Source organism: Xanthomonas sp. NCPPB 3761, from assembly GCF_041475705.2.
Classification (GTDB): Bacteria; Pseudomonadota; Gammaproteobacteria; order Xanthomonadales; family Xanthomonadaceae; genus Xanthomonas; species Xanthomonas phaseoli.
In genome coordinates, this window is record NZ_CM191262.1 from 4,728,152 (window position 1) to 4,744,369 (window position 16,218).

Consider the following 16,218-nt stretch of genomic DNA (forward strand, 5'->3'; position numbering starts at 1 on the left):
TCAGTGTTAGCCTGAATGCAGCAACCGCCGCAGCTGCGCCTTGAGCTGGCGGCCGTGTTCGTGAAAGTAACTGCGCTCTTCGCGCCAGTTGGGAAAACGTTGCTCCACTTCGGCCCAGAACGCGGGCGAGTGGTTGGCCTGTACCAGGTGGCAGAGCTCGTGCACCAGCACGTATTCGAACGCGGAAGGGCGACCAAGCACCAGCGCCAGGTCCAACGCCATCGAGCCATCCGGCGCGAGCGAGCCCCACTGCGATGACATCACCTTCAGCCGCAGTCGTGCCGGTGCGCGCGGCAGGCCGGGCAGATAACCCGGCAACCAGCGACCGACATCGGCGCGCGCCTGCGCTTCGTAGAATTCCTTCAAGGTGCGGCGCAAGCCGGCATCGCCCACACGGGTGGGCACATGGAACTGCGCCCCGTCGTCGGTGATATCGATGCGTGCGTAGCGCCCTTCGTGCCAGCTCAACGGCAGCAACGCACCGCGCAAGGGCAGTTGCCCGGGTACGCCACGCTCAAGCGCAGGAAACGCATCGACCTGCTGATACCGCGACAGCTGCGTGGTCAGCCAGTCCAGATGCGCATGCAGAAACCGTTCGCCGGAAATCAGGCTTGCGCGCAGCGGCAAGGTCAGCCGTGCGCCGCGCTCGTCGACGCTGAGTTTGATGCGTCGCGCACGCGGGTCGCGCACGCGCAGCACCGCGATGTCGCGGCCGTCCAGCTGCACGTGCACGCAGTCGCGTTCGACAACCTGCGAGGGCGGAACAATCAGGCGGCGGACGGGCTTGAACATGCGCACAGGATACCGCCGCGATGTGTCAGGCGGTGAGACGCGTTGACTGCCGCACGCAGTGATGGCCAGACCGTGATCGGTGCCCTGCCTGGGCGCGATTGGCCAACCGATAAATCAGTCGCAGAGCAGCCGATCTGCGTCGCGCCCGGTCCGTCTCCGCCACCGTCGCAGGACACATCCCACGTATGCCCTTCACGAAAGCAGCGCAAGAACGCTTTGGCGCGGTGTACTGACCGCTGGCGGGAGCGATGGCGGTGCGGACGCCGCCATCGACTCTCAGAGACGGCTCACGGCGTGTCCTACGCCGTGAGCCCACCGCACCGTCGACTCACCGCTTTTTCACTCACGTATCGAATCGCGCCTGACAACGCCGCCACAGTTGGAAAACCGGTTACTCGGCCTTGCTCAACTTCAACGCGGTTTCCAGCAACAGGAACAACCGGCGGATCTCGGCACTCATCAACGCAAAGCGCGCGTCGAGTTCGGCGCGTGCGCCGTCGTCTTCGCTGTGTTCGAGCTGATCCAGGGCGCCGTCGAGGAACTTGAGCTTGCGAATCACCAGATCGTCGCCGAGCACGAACGACAGGTTGTCGTCCAGCACAAGCGCCAGCTTGGTGACCTGCTTGCCGGCTTCCAGGTGCTTGTCGATCTCGTCGCCGCGCAGTTCCTGGTGCTGGCACTTGACCACCGCGCCACCTTCGATCGGGTCCTTCATCTCGCACTCTTCGCCCAGGCTGAGGCCTTCGGGCAAGGGTTCGCCGGCGATCCAGCCGGTGAGGATGGCGCGCGGGGCCACTTCGGCATTCAACGGCAGCGCCGGAAAGCTGCCCAGCGCGCCGCGGATCTCGCTCATCACGTTCTCGCCGCTCTTGCGGCTGGAACTGTTGACCGCGATGTAGCCGTGCTGCAGGTCCAGGATGGCGTCGGTGCGCGAACTCTTGACGAAGGCGCGCGGCAGCAGCTCATGGATCAGGTCGTCCTTGAGGCGCTTGCGTGCCTTGCCACCGGGGCGGCGGCCTTCCTTTTCCTCGATCTCGGCCACCTTGCGCTCGAGCAGGTCGTTGACCACCGCGCCGGGCAGGATCTTGTCCTCGCCGCCGACGGTAAGCCACAGAAAATCTTCCAGACGGTGCGAAAGCACTTCCTGCTCGTCGCGGCCGAACGGCGAAATGAAACCGCGCGAACTCATTTCCAGCGGGCCGACCGGCTTGAGCTGCACTTGCGGCAGCAGCGTGTCGATCTCGGAGAAATCCAGCGTGGTGGGAAAACGGAACAGGGTGAGATTGCGAAAGAACATGCGTTGGACCGAATAAAGAAAAGCGTGGAGGGTGAAAGACTGCCGGCAGCCGGATCGGCCGCGTCAGTCGCTGTCGTGTGCGGCGTGGCTGGCGGACAGCCACGCGCCGGGATCAGGATCAAGACCGCTCGGCGCATCGCCGCTGCGGCCCAGCGCCAGGAAATCGAACAGCGTGCGGTCGGCCAATTGCTCGGGGCGGACATCGCCCAATGCGCGGGCGATCTGCTCGACGCGCCCGGGTTGCTCGCGGTCCCATTGCTGCAACAGCTTGCCGACCTGCTGGCGCTGCAGGTTTTCCTGGCTGCCGCACAGGTTGCACGGAATGATCGGAAACTGCCGCGCCTGCGCGTACGCGGCGATGTCGGCTTCGCGCACATAGGCCAGCGGACGGATCACCACATGCGCGCCGTCGTCGCTGCGCAGCTTGGGTGCCATCGCTGCCAGCCGCGCGTGGTGAAACAGGTTCATGAAGAACGTGGCCACGATGTCGTCGCGGTGATGGCCGAGCGCGATCTTGGTCACGCCATGGGCCTGCGCGTAGGCATACAGCGCGCCGCGCCGCAGCCGCGAGCACAGCGAACACATCGTCTTGCCGGCCGGAATCACCCGGCTGACCACCGAATAAGTGTCCTGCTCGACGATATCGAACGGCACGCCCAACCCGCGCAGGTAGGCCGGCAGCACATGGGCGGGGAAGTCGGGCTGTTTCTGGTCCAGATTGACCGCCACCAGGCTGAACGGCACCGGCGCCTTGCGCTGCAACTGCAGCAGCATGTCCAGCAAGGTGTAGCTGTCCTTGCCGCCGGACAGGCAGACCATGATCTTGTCGCCTGGCGCGATCATGCCGAAATCGGCAATCGCCTGGCCCACCTGGCGCTGCAGGCGTTTGCCCAGGCGCAGCTGTTCGCGCTGCAACCGCTGGCGCGGGTCGCGCGGCGCGGGGTCGGCCAGGGGTTGCGGCAGCGGCAGGACAGCGGTCATGAGCCGGCCATTGTAGCTGGTGGGTGACGGGACGGCCCCCATCCGCCCTTCGGGCACCTTCCCCCGTGAACGGGGGAAGGGAGCGAGCCGCTGTCGACGGGAAGCGCACGCGCCTGCTCCAAGCACTTCCCTCTCCTGCACGCGGAAGCGTGCGAGCTGGGTACGATGACGCAAGCGGTTGATCCACCTACCCCCTCTCCCGCACGCGGGAGAGGGGGCCCGAAGGGCGGGTGAGGGCGGCACAATTGGCGCCTCACCGGTATCCTTCATCCGGCGAGCACGGACCAGCCCGTATCTCGCAGCGCAGCAAGCCTTTCCGCGCCGGGCTGGGTAAAGTCGCAAAGACAGTGTCCCCTCGGATAGGCATGGCATCTCCAGCTTCGCTCCATGGCGCGGCTTTTTTCAGACGCGATTTTGGTAGCGCTAACATTTTGTGTTGCGCGCGCGTGGTCATGCCTTCCACTGCCCCCCTCCCCTTGACGCAGGAGCTTCACCCATGAGCAACACCGTGTACATCGGCGCGAAAGAATATTTCCCCGGCATCGGCAAGATCGGTTTCGAAGGCCGCGATTCGGACAACCCGCTCGCATTCAAGGTCTACGACGCCAACAAGAAGATCGGCGACAAGACCATGGCCGAGCACCTGCGCTTTGCCGTGGCCTACTGGCACAGCTTCTGCGGCAATGGCGCCGATCCGTTCGGCCCGGGCACGCGTGCGTATCCGTGGGATGTGGGCACTACCGCGTTGAACCGTGCCGAAGCCAAGGCCGATGCAGCATTCGAGTTCTTCACCAAGCTCGGCGTGCCGTACTACTGCTTCCACGATATCGATCTGGCGCCGGATGCCGATGACATCGGCGAGTACGAAAAGAATCTCAAGCACATGGTGGGCATCGCCAAGCAGCGCCAGGCCGACACCGGCATCAAGCTGCTGTGGGGCACGGCCAACCTGTTCTCGCATCCGCGCTACATGAATGGTGCCTCGACCAACCCGGACTTCAACGTGGTGGCGCGTGCGGCGGTGCAGGTCAAGGCCGCGATCGATGCCACCGTTGAATTGGGCGGCGAAAACTACGTGTTCTGGGGCGGCCGCGAAGGCTATGCGTGCCTGCACAACACCCAGATGAAGCGCGAGCAGGACAACATGGCGCGCTTTCTGACCCTGGCACGCGACTACGGCCGCGCGATCGGCTTCAAGGGCAACTTCCTGATCGAGCCCAAGCCGATGGAGCCGATGAAGCACCAGTACGACTTCGACAGCGCCACGGTGATCGGCTTCCTGCGTCAGCATGGCCTGGATCAGGACTTCAAGCTCAACATCGAAGCCAACCACGCCACGCTGTCGGGCCACAGCTTCGAGCATGACCTGCAGGTGGCCTCCGATGCCGGCCTGCTCGGCAGCATCGATGCCAACCGCGGCAACCCGCAGAACGGCTGGGACACCGACCAGTTCCCGACCGACCTGTACGACACCGTCGGCGCGATGCTGGTGGTGCTGCGGCAGGGCGGGCTGGCACCGGGCGGCTTGAACTTCGATGCCAAGGTGCGGCGCGAATCGTCCGACCCGCAGGACCTGTTCCTGGCGCACATCGGCGGCATGGACGCGTTCGCGCGCGGGCTGGAAGTGGCCAACGCACTGCTGACGTCTTCGCCGCTGGAGCAATGGCGCGCCGAGCGTTACGCCAGCTTCGACAGCGGCGCGGGCGCTGACTTTGCCGCAGGCAAGACCACGCTGGCGGACCTGGCCAAGCATGCGGCCGGCAATGCGCCCCAGCAGATCAGCGGCCGCCAGGAAGCGTACGAAAACCTGATCAATCAGTATCTGACGCGTTGAGCATTGCCGCTGCACGCGCTTGGCATTACCTGGCGCGTGCCATGACTATCTGCATGGCGACGGTGAGCCAGCGACCACACTGCGGCGGCCAGCACTGGCTGCCGACGTGATGCGTGCTCACCAGACACATAAGCGCACGCCGGCAATTCTGGTGTGTTGCGTGCAAGCCTGCGAGGCGACCACATCCGGCTTGCGGCATGCAGTGGTCTGATCGCTACGTTGACTCGGCCGCATCGTCCGCTGTCGGTGCGGCCACCGAATCCCGCTTGACCAGCAGGTGCGCGACCACATGATCGACCATCCTTGCCGTACGCTCCTTGGCCCGAATCGTCTTCAGCAAGATGTCCAGCGCGGCGTCGGCCATGGCGGCGATGGGCTGCTGCACGGTGGTGATTTCGGGCCACACCGCAGTGGCGGCAGAGGTGTCGTCGAACCCGACCACCGACAGATCGCGCGGCACATCCAGGCCACGCCGGTGCGCGACCGAGATTGCCGCGGCGGCCATGTCGTCGTTGCTGGCGAAGATGGCGCTGGGGCGACGTTTGCGCGCCAGCAATTTTTCCGCGGCAACCAGGCCGGACTTGTAGGTGTAGTCGCCCGGCTGCACCAGGTGCCGATCCAGGCGCAAACCGGCGTCGGCCAAGGCCGCCTGAAAGCCTTCGAAGCGCCGCGTGCTGGCCGACAGATTCGGATGCCCGGCGATGTAGCCGATGCGCGTATGCCCCTGTGCGATCAGGTGCTCGGTGATCTCCTTGGCAGCAGCGAATTCGTCGATGCGCACACACGCCACATCCGGGCTGAAATGGTTGGAGGCGATCGCCACCACCGGCACCTTGGCGCGCACCAGCTCCAGCACCGCGGCCCTGGATTCGCACAACGGCGGCGGCAGGATCACACCGGCAACGCCTTTGGCGAGCTTGCGCGCTGCCTTGCGTTCGGCATCGGCGTCCAGGTCGTCCCAGCAGTCGATCACCAGCTGGATCGACGTACGCGATGCCACCCGCAACACGCCCAGCAACAACTCGCGCAGGTAGGCGCCGCTGGGATCGCTGTAGATCAGCGCAATCCGCGTGCTCTGCGCGGCCGCCAGTGCGCTGGCGGCAAGATTGGGCGTGTAGCCCAGCTTGTCGACCGCGCGCATGACCCGTTCGCGGGTGGCATCGCGCACGCTGCCGGTGTTGTTGACCACGCGCGAGACTGTCATCGGCGAGACCTTTGCCAGCGCTGCCACCTCGTCGATGGTGGTCGCGCGGCTGGTGCGGCGGACCGATTTCCTGACCTTCTCCAAGCGTGGCCTCTTCAAATGCGTGCGAAAGCTGCGGGATGCACGGGCGCTGCTGCGGTAACGCGGACGCCGAGTGCAGGTATGCCGGTGCGAGCCATGGTACCGGGAAGCAGGCAGAGCGGCGATATGCGCCTGCCTGCGCCGGTGACGCTCGAGCATGCCGCATGAGCCGGTCTGCAATGCCGCGGCATGACACAGGTGTCGGCGCATTTACGCTGCAGGCCGTCATGTGGCTGGCACTGTTATGCAGCGGCGTGTTGGTCACCATCAACGCGCACGCAGAAGATGGCTACGATCTATGGTTGCGCTACCAACCGCTGGCCAATGCCGCGCAATTGCGCCAGAACGCCAGCGAGCTGGTCATCGTCGGCCAATCGCCCACCGTGCACGCAGCACGCGATGAACTGGCGCGCGGCCTGCAGGGATTGTTGGGAAGCACACCGCCACGCGTGGACGCGGTGACGCAAGATGGCGCCATCGTCTTGGGCGCCGCCAGCGCGCCACAGATTGCCGCCCTGCGGCTCGATACAGGCCAGTTGGGCCGCGATGGCTACCTGATTCGTCGCGCCGAGGTAAATGGGCATCAGGTCACCGCCATTGTCGGCGGCAGCGATATCGGCGTGTTGTACGGCACATTCCATCTGTTGCGTCTGCTGCAGACCGGGCAGTCGCTCGCAGCGGTGGATGTGCGCGCATCGCCACGCTTGCAGCTACGCATGCTCAATCATTGGGACAATCTCGATGGTCTGGTGGAACGCGGCTATGCGGGCGCTTCGCTGTGGAACTGGCAGACGCTGCCCGGCTATCTGGATCCGCGCTACACCGACTACGCGCGTGCCAATGCATCGCTGGGCATCAATGGAACCGTGCTCAACAACGTCAACGCCAAGGCCTGGAGCCTGACGCCGGACTACCTCGACAAGGCGGCCGCCCTGGCGAAGGTGTTTCGCCCGTACGGGATTCGTGTGTTCCTCAGCGCGCGCTTCAGTGCGCCGATCGAAATCGGTGGCCTGAACACCGCCGACCCGCTGGACCCGCAGGTACAGCGCTGGTGGCGCGACACCGCCGACGCCGTCTACGCACGCATTCCGGATTTCGGCGGGTTTCTGGTCAAGGCCAACTCCGAAGGCCAGCCCGGCCCGCAGGACTATGGACGCAGCCACGCCGATGGCGCGAACCTGCTGGCCGATGCGCTGGCGCCGCACGGCGGGGTGGTGATGTGGCGCGCCTTCGTCTATTCGCATGAGCAGCCGGACGACCGCGCCAAGCAGGCCTACAGCGAGTTCGTGCCGCTGGATGGCGCCTTTCGCGACAACGTGATCGTGCAGGTGAAAAACGGGGCGATCGATTTCCAGCCACGCGAGCCGTTTCACCCGTTGTTCGGTGCGATGCGCAAGACGCCATTGATGCCGGAATTCCAGATCACCAAGGAATATCTGGGCTTTTCCACCCACCTGGCCTATCTGGGCCCGCTGTTTTCCGAGACCTTGCAAGCGGACACCTATGCGCGCGGCAAGGGCTCGACCGTTGCAAAGACGGTGGATGGCCGCTTGTTTACCGACAGCAAACGCACACGACTGACCGGGATCGCCGGCGTGGCCAATATCGGCGCCGATCGCAACTGGAGCGGCTCGATCTTCGATCAGGCCAACTGGTACGCATACGGGCGGCTGGCATGGGACCCGCAGCTGTCGCCGCGCGCGATTGCGCAGGAATGGGCGCGCATGACGTTTTCCGACGATCCGGCGGTGGTCGAGCCGGTGGTTTCCATGATGCTGCGCTCGCGCGAGGCGGTGGTGGATTACATGACCCCGCTCGGCCTGCACCACCTGATGGGGCGCGGCCACCATTACGGCCCGGCGCCGTGGGATGCGGGCAGCGAACGTCCGGACTGGGATCCGGTGTATTACCACCGCGCCGACCGCAATGGCATTGGCTTCGACCGCAGTGCCAGCGGCAGCAATGCCGTTGCGCAATATGCCCCGCCGGTGGCGCGCGTGTTCGGCGACGTGCAGCGCGTACCCGAGCAGCTGTTGCTGTGGTTCCATCATGTGCCGTGGGATCACCGCATGGCCTCCGGCAGGCCGCTGTGGGACGAACTGGCGTGGCGTTACGACCATGGCGTGGCCGAGGTGACTGCGATGCGCACGACCTGGCAGGGTCTGGCCGGGAAGATCGATGCACAGCGCTACCAGCAGGTCGCCGATTTCCTGGCGATCCAGCAACGGGAGGCAAAGTGGTGGCGCGATGCCAGCATCGCCTATTTCCAGAGCGTGTCCGGGCGCCCGCTGCCTGCAGGCGTCAGCCCGCCGGCGCAGCCGCTGGCGTATTACCAGGCACTGACATTTCCGTATGCACCGGGGAATCCGAAGTGAGCGCATGTCGCGTAAAGAGAGTGATCGGCACGCTGTCGGCGTTGCTGCTGCCATACTTTGCCAGCGCAGCGGATGCGCCGCTGCTGCATCCGGTGTTTCAGGACCATGCGGTGCTGCAGCGCGATGCGCCGATCCGCCTGTGGGGCGATGCGGCGCCGGGCACGCGGGTCACCGTGCAACTGGAGAGTGCGCAGGTGCAGGCGCGCGCAGACCGGCAAGGTCACTGGGAAGCGCGCTTGCCCGCGCACGCTGCCGGCGGCCCTTACAGCCTGAAGGCCAGCACGGGCAACGGTGCGATGCAGCAAATCGATGATGTGCTGATCGGCGATGTCTGGCTGTGTTCGGGGCAATCGAACATGGAATTGCAGGTGCATCGCACGCTGGATTCGCGCAGCGAGATTGCCGATGCCGACCACCCCAGCATCCGCATGTTCAAGGTGCCGGCGCAATCCAGCCCGACACCGCAACGCGGTTTCGGCGGCACCGCAACCTGGCAGCGCACCACACCGGAGACGGTGAAGGATTTTTCCGCCGCCTGTTACTACTTCGCACGCGAATTGCAGAAGCAGGTCGACGTGCCGATGGGACTGATCAATGCGTCATGGGGCGGTTCGCAACTGCAGGCCTGGATCGGCGACAAGGCCCTGCGTGCCGCTGGCGACGATGGTCCGGCACTGGATGTACTGGCACGTTATGCAACCGATCCGGTCGCGGCCGCACCGCGTTGGGCCGCGCTGTGGGAAACCTGGTGGCACGCGCATGGCCAAGGCGAGCCGTGGCAGCCGGATGCGCCCGGCGACTGGCAGGACGCGCCGCCGGCCCTGGGCGCATGGGACGACTGGGGCGTGCCGCAACTGGTCGGCTTCAACGGCATGGTCTGGTACCGCACCAGCGTCGAGCTGACACCGGCACAGGCCGCGCAGGACGCCACCTTGTTGCTGGGGCCAGTGGACGAGCTGGATCAGACCTGGGTCAACGGACGCGGCGTGGGCAGCAGCTATGGCGCGGACCAGCCGCGTCGCTACGCGCTGCCGCGCGGACGGCTGCATGCCGGGCGCAACAGCATCGTGCTCAATGTGCTCAATACCTATCGCCGCGGCGGGCTGCTGGGCGACGCGCCATCGCGCGCACTGCAATTTGCCGATGGCAGCACCGTGGCGCTGGACGCGCCCTGGCAATACCGCATCGTGCCGCAGGCAGTGGGCATGCCTCCGCGCGCACCGTGGTCGTCGGCGGCCGGGCTGACCACCTTGTACAACGGCATGATCGCGCCGCTGGAACACCTGGGCCTGCGCGGCGTGCTGTGGTACCAGGGCGAATCCAATACCGGCGATGCGGCGCGTTATCCGGCCTTGCTCACTGCCTGGCAGCGCGACTGGCGGCAGCGCTTCGGCGCAGACCTGCCGTTGCTGGTGGTGCAGCTGGCCAATTACGGCGCACCGCCTACCCAGCCCACCGACAGCGGCTGGGCGCAATTGCGCGAGGCGCAGCGGCGTTTCGTCGCCAACGACGCGCACGCAGGATTGGCGGTGGCGATCGATATCGGCGACCGCTACGACATCCATCCGGCCAACAAGCAGGAGCTGGGCCGGCGCCTGGCGCGCGTGGCGCGGCATGTCGTGTACGGCGAGGCGATTGCGCCTTCCGGGCCGGTGCCGCGCAGCGCACGTCGCGCCGGCGAGAGCGTGCGCATCGGCTTCGACGATGTCGACACCACGCTGGTGAGTTACGGCAACGACGCGCCGATCGGCTTCGAGCTCTGCGGCGATGCGGCCGGCAGCTGCCGCTATGCCGCTGCCACGCTATCCGGGCGCGAGATCCGCCTGGGTGTTCCCGCCGGCGTGCAGGCCACCCGGGTGCGTTACTGCTGGGCCGACAGCCCGGTGTGCACCTTGTACGACCGCAGCGGCCTGCCGGCTGGCCCGTTCGAACTTCCCATCACTGCCACCTCTTCCCCCTGAGCGAGATCACGATGTCACAGACTTCCGACTCCCCTGCACCGCTGCAAGGTTCTGCCCGCGACCGCGAGATCGTCGAGGCGTGCGTCATCGTCACCTGCCCGGGGCGCAATTTCGTCACCTTGAAGATCCGCACGCGTTCGGGCATCACCGGCGTAGGCGATGCCACGCTCAACGGGCGCGAACTGGCAGTGGCCGCCTACCTGCAGGAACACCTGGTGCCGAACCTGATTGGTCGCGATGCCGGACGCATCGAAGACATCTGGCAGTTCTTCTACCGCGGCGCGTACTGGCGGCGCGGGCCGGTGACGATGAGCGCGATTGCCGCAGTGGATGTGGCGTTGTGGGACATCCTGGGCAAGATGGCCGGCATGCCGCTGTATCAGCTGCTTGGCGGGCGCTCACGCGAAGGGGCGCTGGTATATGGGCATGCGAACGGGCGCGATATTGCCGAAACCAGCGACGAAGTGGGCCGCTTCCGCGAGATGGGCTTTATCGCGATCCGCGCGCAATGCGGCGTGCCGGGCATCAAGAAGACCTACGGCATTTCTGTCGGCGGCAAGCCGTACGAACCGGCCGAAAGCGAGCTGCCCACCGAAACCGTGTGGTCCACGCCGCGTTACCTCGGTGTCGTGCCCCGCCTGTTCGAGCAACTGCGCGCCGACCATGGCGACGAGATCGAACTGCTGCATGACGCGCATCACCGGCTCACCCCGATCGAAGCGGCGCGGCTGGGCCGCGACCTGGAGCCGTACCGGTTGTTCTGGCTGGAAGATGCCACCCCTGCGGAAAACCAGCGTGCGTTCGAGCTCATCCGCCAGCACACCGTGACGCCGCTGGCAGTGGGCGAGGTGTTCAATTCGATCTGGGACTGCAAGCATCTGATCGAGCAGCAGCTGATCGACTACATCCGCACCACGATCGTCCACGCCGGTGGCATCACCCATGTGCGCCGGCTGGCCGATTTCGCCGCGCTGCATCAGGTGCGTACCGGCTTTCACGGCGCCACCGACCTGTCGCCGGTGTGCATGGGCGCCGCCTTGCACTTCGACACCTGGGTGCCCAACTTCGGCATCCAGGAATACATGTTCCATTCCGACGAGGCCAATGCGGTGTTCCCGCACGACTACCAATTCCGCGATGGCCGCCTGCACTGCGGCGAGACACCGGGGCATGGCGTGGACATCGACGAAGCGCTTGCAGCGAAGTATCCCTACGTGCCCAAGCAGCTGCCGATCGCGCGACTGGAAGACGGCGCGATGTGGGACTGGTGATGCGCGCGTTATCTGCCACGTGTATGGCCCTGCTGGTGGCCTTGGCGGCGCCTGCGAACCCGCAGGCGCAGTCGCAAACGTCTGCGGATGTCGCGTTCGACTGGTTCGAGTACCGCGGCGACGATGCGGTGTTCGCCACGCCGCTGCCGGCCGGGCACTACCGCAATCCGGTGCTGGCCGGGTTCTATCCCGATCCCAGTATCACCCGCGTCGGCGAGCGCTATTACCTGGTCAATTCGACGTTTACGTACTTTCCGGCGATCCCGGTGTTCGAGAGCACCGATCTTGTGCATTGGACGCAGATCGGCAACGTGGTCGAACGCCGCGAGCAGCTCGATTACGACGGGCTGCGCATGTCGCGCGGGATGTATGCCGCCAGCATCCGCCATCACGACGGGGGCTTCTACGTGGTGGGCACCTCGGTGGACAGCGGCGGCAATTTCATCGCCAGTGCCAGCCATCCGGCGGGCCCATGGTCGGCACTGACCTGGTTGCCCAGCATCGACGGCATCGACCCGTCCCTGTTCTTCGATACCGATGGCAGCGCGTACCTGCTCAACAACGGCCCGCCGGAGGGCACGCCGTTGTACGAGGGGCATCGTGCGATCTGGATGCAGCGTTTCGATATCGCAAAGAATGCGCCGGTCGGTCCGCGCAAGGTGCTGCTCAATGGCGGCGTGGATCTGGCCAGCAAGCCGATCTGGATCGAAGGCCCGCACCTGTATCAACGCGACGGGTGGTACTACCTCTCGTGTGCCGAGGGCGGCACCGGGCCGCAGCATTCGCAGGTGGTGTTGCGCAGCCGCAACGTATGGGGGCCGTATGTCCCCGCACCGAACAACCCCGTCCTGACCCAACGCGATCTGCCGGCCGAGCGCGCGCACCCGATCAGCAATGCCGGCCACGTGGATCTGGTGGATACGCCCGACGGGCAGTGGTGGGCGGTGTTTCTCGCAAGCCGCCCCTACGCGGGCGATCGCTACAACACCGGGCGCGAAACGTTTTTGCTGCCGGTGCAGTGGCGCGATGGCTGGCCCTCGATCCTGCCGGCCGGGCAGCCAATCCCCTACATCGCCAAGGCGCCCACTGGCATGAAGGCAGGTGCCACGCAGGCGCCGTTGTCGGGCAACTTCTTCTGGCACGACGACTTCGATCAGGCCACGTTGCAGCGCGAATGGCTGACCGTGCGCGTGCCAAAGCAGGATGTGGCCGACCTGCGTACGCGGGCAGGCTGGTTGACGCTGCACGCCAACGCACAAGGGCTGGACGGTAGCGGCACGCCCGCGTTTCTCGCACGCCGCCAGCAACATCAGCATTTCACCGCCAGCACCGCACTGGAGGTGCCGGCCCAGGCAGGCATCAGTGCAGGCTTGGCCGCATTTCAGAATTCCACCGCGTGGTACGCACTCGGCATTCGTCGCGATGGCAACGCCGTACAGGTGTTTTTGGACAAGCGCGATGGCGCGGTCACCACCACGCTGGCGCAGACCCGCATCCCGGCCACTGCGCAGCTGCGGCTGCAAATCAGCGGCGATTTCGGTGCCTACAGCTTCGCCTTCGATGCCGATGGCCGCGGCTGGCAATCGCTACGCCGCAACGACGACGCCAGCTTTCTCAGCACCGCACAGGCCGGCGGCTTCGTCGGCAGCACGATCGGGCCGTTCGCCCAATCGCACCCCGACCGCCCTCAACAGGACTGACCATGCCTTCGCATCCGCCCGCCCCGCTTCGTTCGCTCGCGCACGGTGTCCTGCTCGCAGTGGGGTGCGCTGCAGGCGCTGCCCAGGCCGCCACGCCGCCACCGTATCTGGACACGCAGCGTTCTTTCGAGGCGCGCGCGGCCGATCTGGTGTCGCGCATGACACTGGAAGAAAAGGCCGCGCAGATGCAGAACGCCGCGCCGGCGATTCCGCGCCTGGGCGTGCCGGCCTACGATTGGTGGAACGAGGCGCTGCATGGCGTGGCGCGCGCCGGCGGGGCGACGGTGTTCCCGCAGGCGATCGGCATGGCCGCCACCTTCGACCTGCCGCTGATGCACGAGGTCGCCACCGCGATCAGCGACGAGGCGCGTGCCAAGCACCATCAATTCCTGCGCCAGAACCAGCACGAACGCTATCAAGGGCTGACGTTCTGGTCGCCCAACATCAATATCTTCCGCGATCCGCGCTGGGGCCGCGGCCAGGAGACCTACGGCGAGGATCCCTTCCTCACCGCGCGCATGGGCGTGACCTTCGTGCAGGGCCTGCAGGGCGAAGGCGCCGATGCGCCGAAGAACGCGCAGGGCCAGCGCTACCGCAAGCTCGACGCCACCGCCAAGCATTTCGCCGTGCACAGCGGCCCGGAGGCCGATCGTCACCACTTCGATGCGCGTCCGTCGCAGCGCGACCTGTACGAGACCTACCTGCCGGCGTTCGAGGCGCTGGTCAAGGACGGCAAGGTGGATGCGGTGATGGGCGCCTACAACCGCGTGTATGGCGAGTCGGCCAGCGCCAGCAAGTTCCTGCTGCAGGATGTGCTGCGCCAGCAATGGGGCTTCAAGGGCTACGTGGTGTCCGATTGCTGGGCGATCGTGGATATCTGGAAGCACCACAAGATCGTCGCCACCCGCGAACAGGCCGCCGCGCTGGCGGTCAAGCACGGCACCGAACTGGAATGCGGGGAGGAGTATTCCACCCTGCCGGCGGCGGTCCGCCAGGGCCTGATCGACCAAGCGCAGATCGACACCGCGTTGACGACCTTGATGACCGCGCGCATGCGCCTTGGCATGTTCGATCCGCCCGGGCAGTTGCCGTGGTCGAAGATTCCCGCCTCGGTGAACCAATCGCCGGCGCACGATGCGCTGGCACGCCGCACCGCGCGCGAATCGTTGGTGCTGCTGAAGAACGATGGCCTGCTGCCGTTGTCGCGCGCCAAGCTCAAGCGCATCGCGGTGATCGGCCCCACCGCCGACGACACCATGGCGCTGCTCGGCAATTACTACGGCACGCCGGCCGCGCCGGTCACCGTGCTGCAAGGCATCCGAGCCGCGGCCCCGAATGCGCAGGTGCTGTACGCGCGCGGCGCCGACCTGGTCGAGGGGCGCGACGATCCGGCCGCCACGCCGCTGATCGAGCCGCAATACCTGCGGCCGTCGGCCACCTCGCCCGAGCGCGGTTTGCGTGGCGAGTATTTCCGCAATCGCGACTTGTCCGGTAAGCCGGCCCTGGTGCGCGTGGATGCGCAAATCGGCTTCAAATGGGACCGCGGCTCGCCGACCGACAACCTGCTGGCGCGTGGCGAAGCCGGCCCGGGCGAAGCGGTGCCGGCGGACAACTTCAGCATCCGCTGGAGCGGCCAACTGGTCCCGCCGACCACCGGCACCTACCACCTGGAAGCGGCGGCCGACGACGGCGTGCGCCTTTACCTGGACGGCAAGCCGGTGATCGACCGCTGGGCGACCACCGACCGCCTGCACGCCGATGGCGTCGATGTGCAGCTACAGGCCGGCCGTGCCTACGAGGTGCGTCTGGAATACTTCGAAGCCGAGCGCGATGCCGCCGTGCGCCTGGCCTGGCGGCAACCCGGCGCCAAGCCGCCCTTGCAGGAGGCGCTGGACGTGGCACGCAGCGCCGACGTGGTGGTTTTCGTCGGCGGCCTGACCGGCGATGTCGAGGGCGAAGAGATGAAGGTGAACTACCCCGGATTTGCCGGCGGCGACCGTACCGACCTGCGCCTGCCCAAACCGCAGCGCGACCTGCTCGAAGCCTTGCAAGCCACCGGCAAGCCTGTGGTGGCGGTGCTGACCACCGGCTCGGCGCTGGCCATCGATTGGGCGCAGCAGCACCTGCCGGCGATCCTGTTGGCCTGGTATCCGGGCCAGCGCGGCGGCACGGCAGTGGCCGACGTCTTGTTCGGCGATGCCAATCCGGGCGGCCGGTTGCCGGTGACGTTCTACAAGCAAAGCGAAACCCTGCCGGCGTTCGACGACTACGCCATGCGCGGCCGCACCTACCGCTACTTCGGCGGCACGCCGCTGTATCCGTTCGGCCACGGCCTTTCGTACACGCAGTTCGCCTATTCCGGTCTGCGCCTGGACCGCACCACCATCGCAGCCGATGGCGCGCTCACTGCCACCGTCACGGTCAAGAACACCGGCCAACGCGCGGGCGACGAGGTGGTGCAGCTGTATCTGCATCCGCTCGCCCCGCAACGCGAACGTGCCGGCAAGGAATTGCATGGATTCCAACGGATCGCCCTGCAACCGGGCGAGCAGCGCGAATTGCACTTCACCTTCAACGCAAACAACGCGCTGCGCATCTACGACGCGCAACGCAAGGCGTATGCGGTGGACCCGGGCGCCTATGAAGTGCAGATCGGTGCCTCCAGTGCAGATATCCGCGCCAGGCAGCGCTTTACCGTGACCGACAAGTAACAGCCGCCGAC

The 16,218-nt window shown here is 66.2% G+C and carries 10 protein-coding genes; 6 read left to right on the forward strand and 4 right to left on the reverse strand.

Going from position 1 to position 16,218, the window contains the following annotated elements:
* Window positions 1-6: 6 nt before the first annotated feature.
* From ACCQ00_RS20500 to ttcA, 3 genes are all read right to left on the reverse strand, one after another.
* On the reverse strand, window positions 7-792 hold the full coding sequence (locus tag ACCQ00_RS20500; protein WP_039574693.1) for a YgjP family zinc-dependent metalloprotease: 786 nt from the start codon (window positions 790-792) through the stop codon (window positions 7-9).
* Between the two features lie 391 nt (window positions 793-1,183).
* A complete protein-coding gene (locus ACCQ00_RS20505; protein WP_007974628.1) occupies window positions 1,184-2,089 on the reverse strand; it encodes a recombination-associated protein RdgC in 906 nt (301 codons plus the stop codon).
* Between the two features lie 63 nt (window positions 2,090-2,152).
* A complete protein-coding gene (ttcA, locus tag ACCQ00_RS20510) occupies window positions 2,153-3,070 on the reverse strand; it encodes a tRNA 2-thiocytidine(32) synthetase TtcA (RefSeq protein WP_039574700.1) in 918 nt (305 codons plus the stop codon).
* A 496-nt stretch (window positions 3,071-3,566) separates the two neighbouring features.
* Between ttcA and xylA the strand changes: the two genes are divergently transcribed.
* Window positions 3,567-4,904 (forward strand): xylose isomerase, encoded by a 1,338-nt coding sequence (xylA, locus tag ACCQ00_RS20515; RefSeq protein ID WP_017165529.1) that lies wholly within the window; start codon window positions 3,567-3,569, stop codon window positions 4,902-4,904.
* Window positions 4,905-5,118: 214 nt separating this feature from the next.
* Here xylA and ACCQ00_RS20520 read toward each other — a convergent pair whose 3' ends face one another.
* Window positions 5,119-6,192, reverse strand: a complete 1,074-nt coding sequence (locus ACCQ00_RS20520; protein ID WP_014091472.1) for a LacI family DNA-binding transcriptional regulator — start codon at window positions 6,190-6,192, stop codon at window positions 5,119-5,121.
* Window positions 6,193-6,368: 176 nt separating this feature from the next.
* Between ACCQ00_RS20520 and ACCQ00_RS20525 the strand changes: the two genes are divergently transcribed.
* Genes ACCQ00_RS20525 through ACCQ00_RS20545 form a run of 5 tightly spaced genes read left to right on the forward strand, consistent with a single transcriptional unit; the run spans window position 6,369 to window position 16,207 of the window.
* Window positions 6,369-8,564 (forward strand): alpha-glucuronidase family glycosyl hydrolase, encoded by a 2,196-nt coding sequence (locus tag ACCQ00_RS20525; RefSeq protein WP_039570698.1) that lies wholly within the window; start codon window positions 6,369-6,371, stop codon window positions 8,562-8,564.
* The gene (locus ACCQ00_RS20530; protein WP_039570694.1) at window positions 8,561-10,525 is read left to right on the forward strand and encodes a sialate O-acetylesterase; all 1,965 of its coding nucleotides are present in this window, start codon (window positions 8,561-8,563) and stop codon (window positions 10,523-10,525) included. Before ACCQ00_RS20525 ends, ACCQ00_RS20530 begins: the two co-directional genes overlap by 4 nt.
* Before the next feature lie 11 nt (window positions 10,526-10,536).
* Window positions 10,537-11,796 carry a D-mannonate dehydratase ManD gene (manD, locus tag ACCQ00_RS20535; protein WP_039570691.1) on the forward strand — a complete coding sequence of 420 codons (1,260 nt, stop codon included), beginning with the start codon at window positions 10,537-10,539 and terminating at the stop codon, window positions 11,794-11,796.
* Between the two features lie 23 nt (window positions 11,797-11,819).
* Window positions 11,820-13,496 carry a glycoside hydrolase family 43 protein gene (locus ACCQ00_RS20540; protein ID WP_372354018.1) on the forward strand — a complete coding sequence of 559 codons (1,677 nt, stop codon included), beginning with the start codon at window positions 11,820-11,822 and terminating at the stop codon, window positions 13,494-13,496.
* Between the two features lie 2 nt (window positions 13,497-13,498).
* Window positions 13,499-16,207, forward strand: a complete 2,709-nt coding sequence (locus ACCQ00_RS20545) for a glycoside hydrolase family 3 protein (RefSeq protein WP_039570685.1) — start codon at window positions 13,499-13,501, stop codon at window positions 16,205-16,207.
* The last annotated feature ends 11 nt before the right edge of the window (window positions 16,208-16,218 follow it).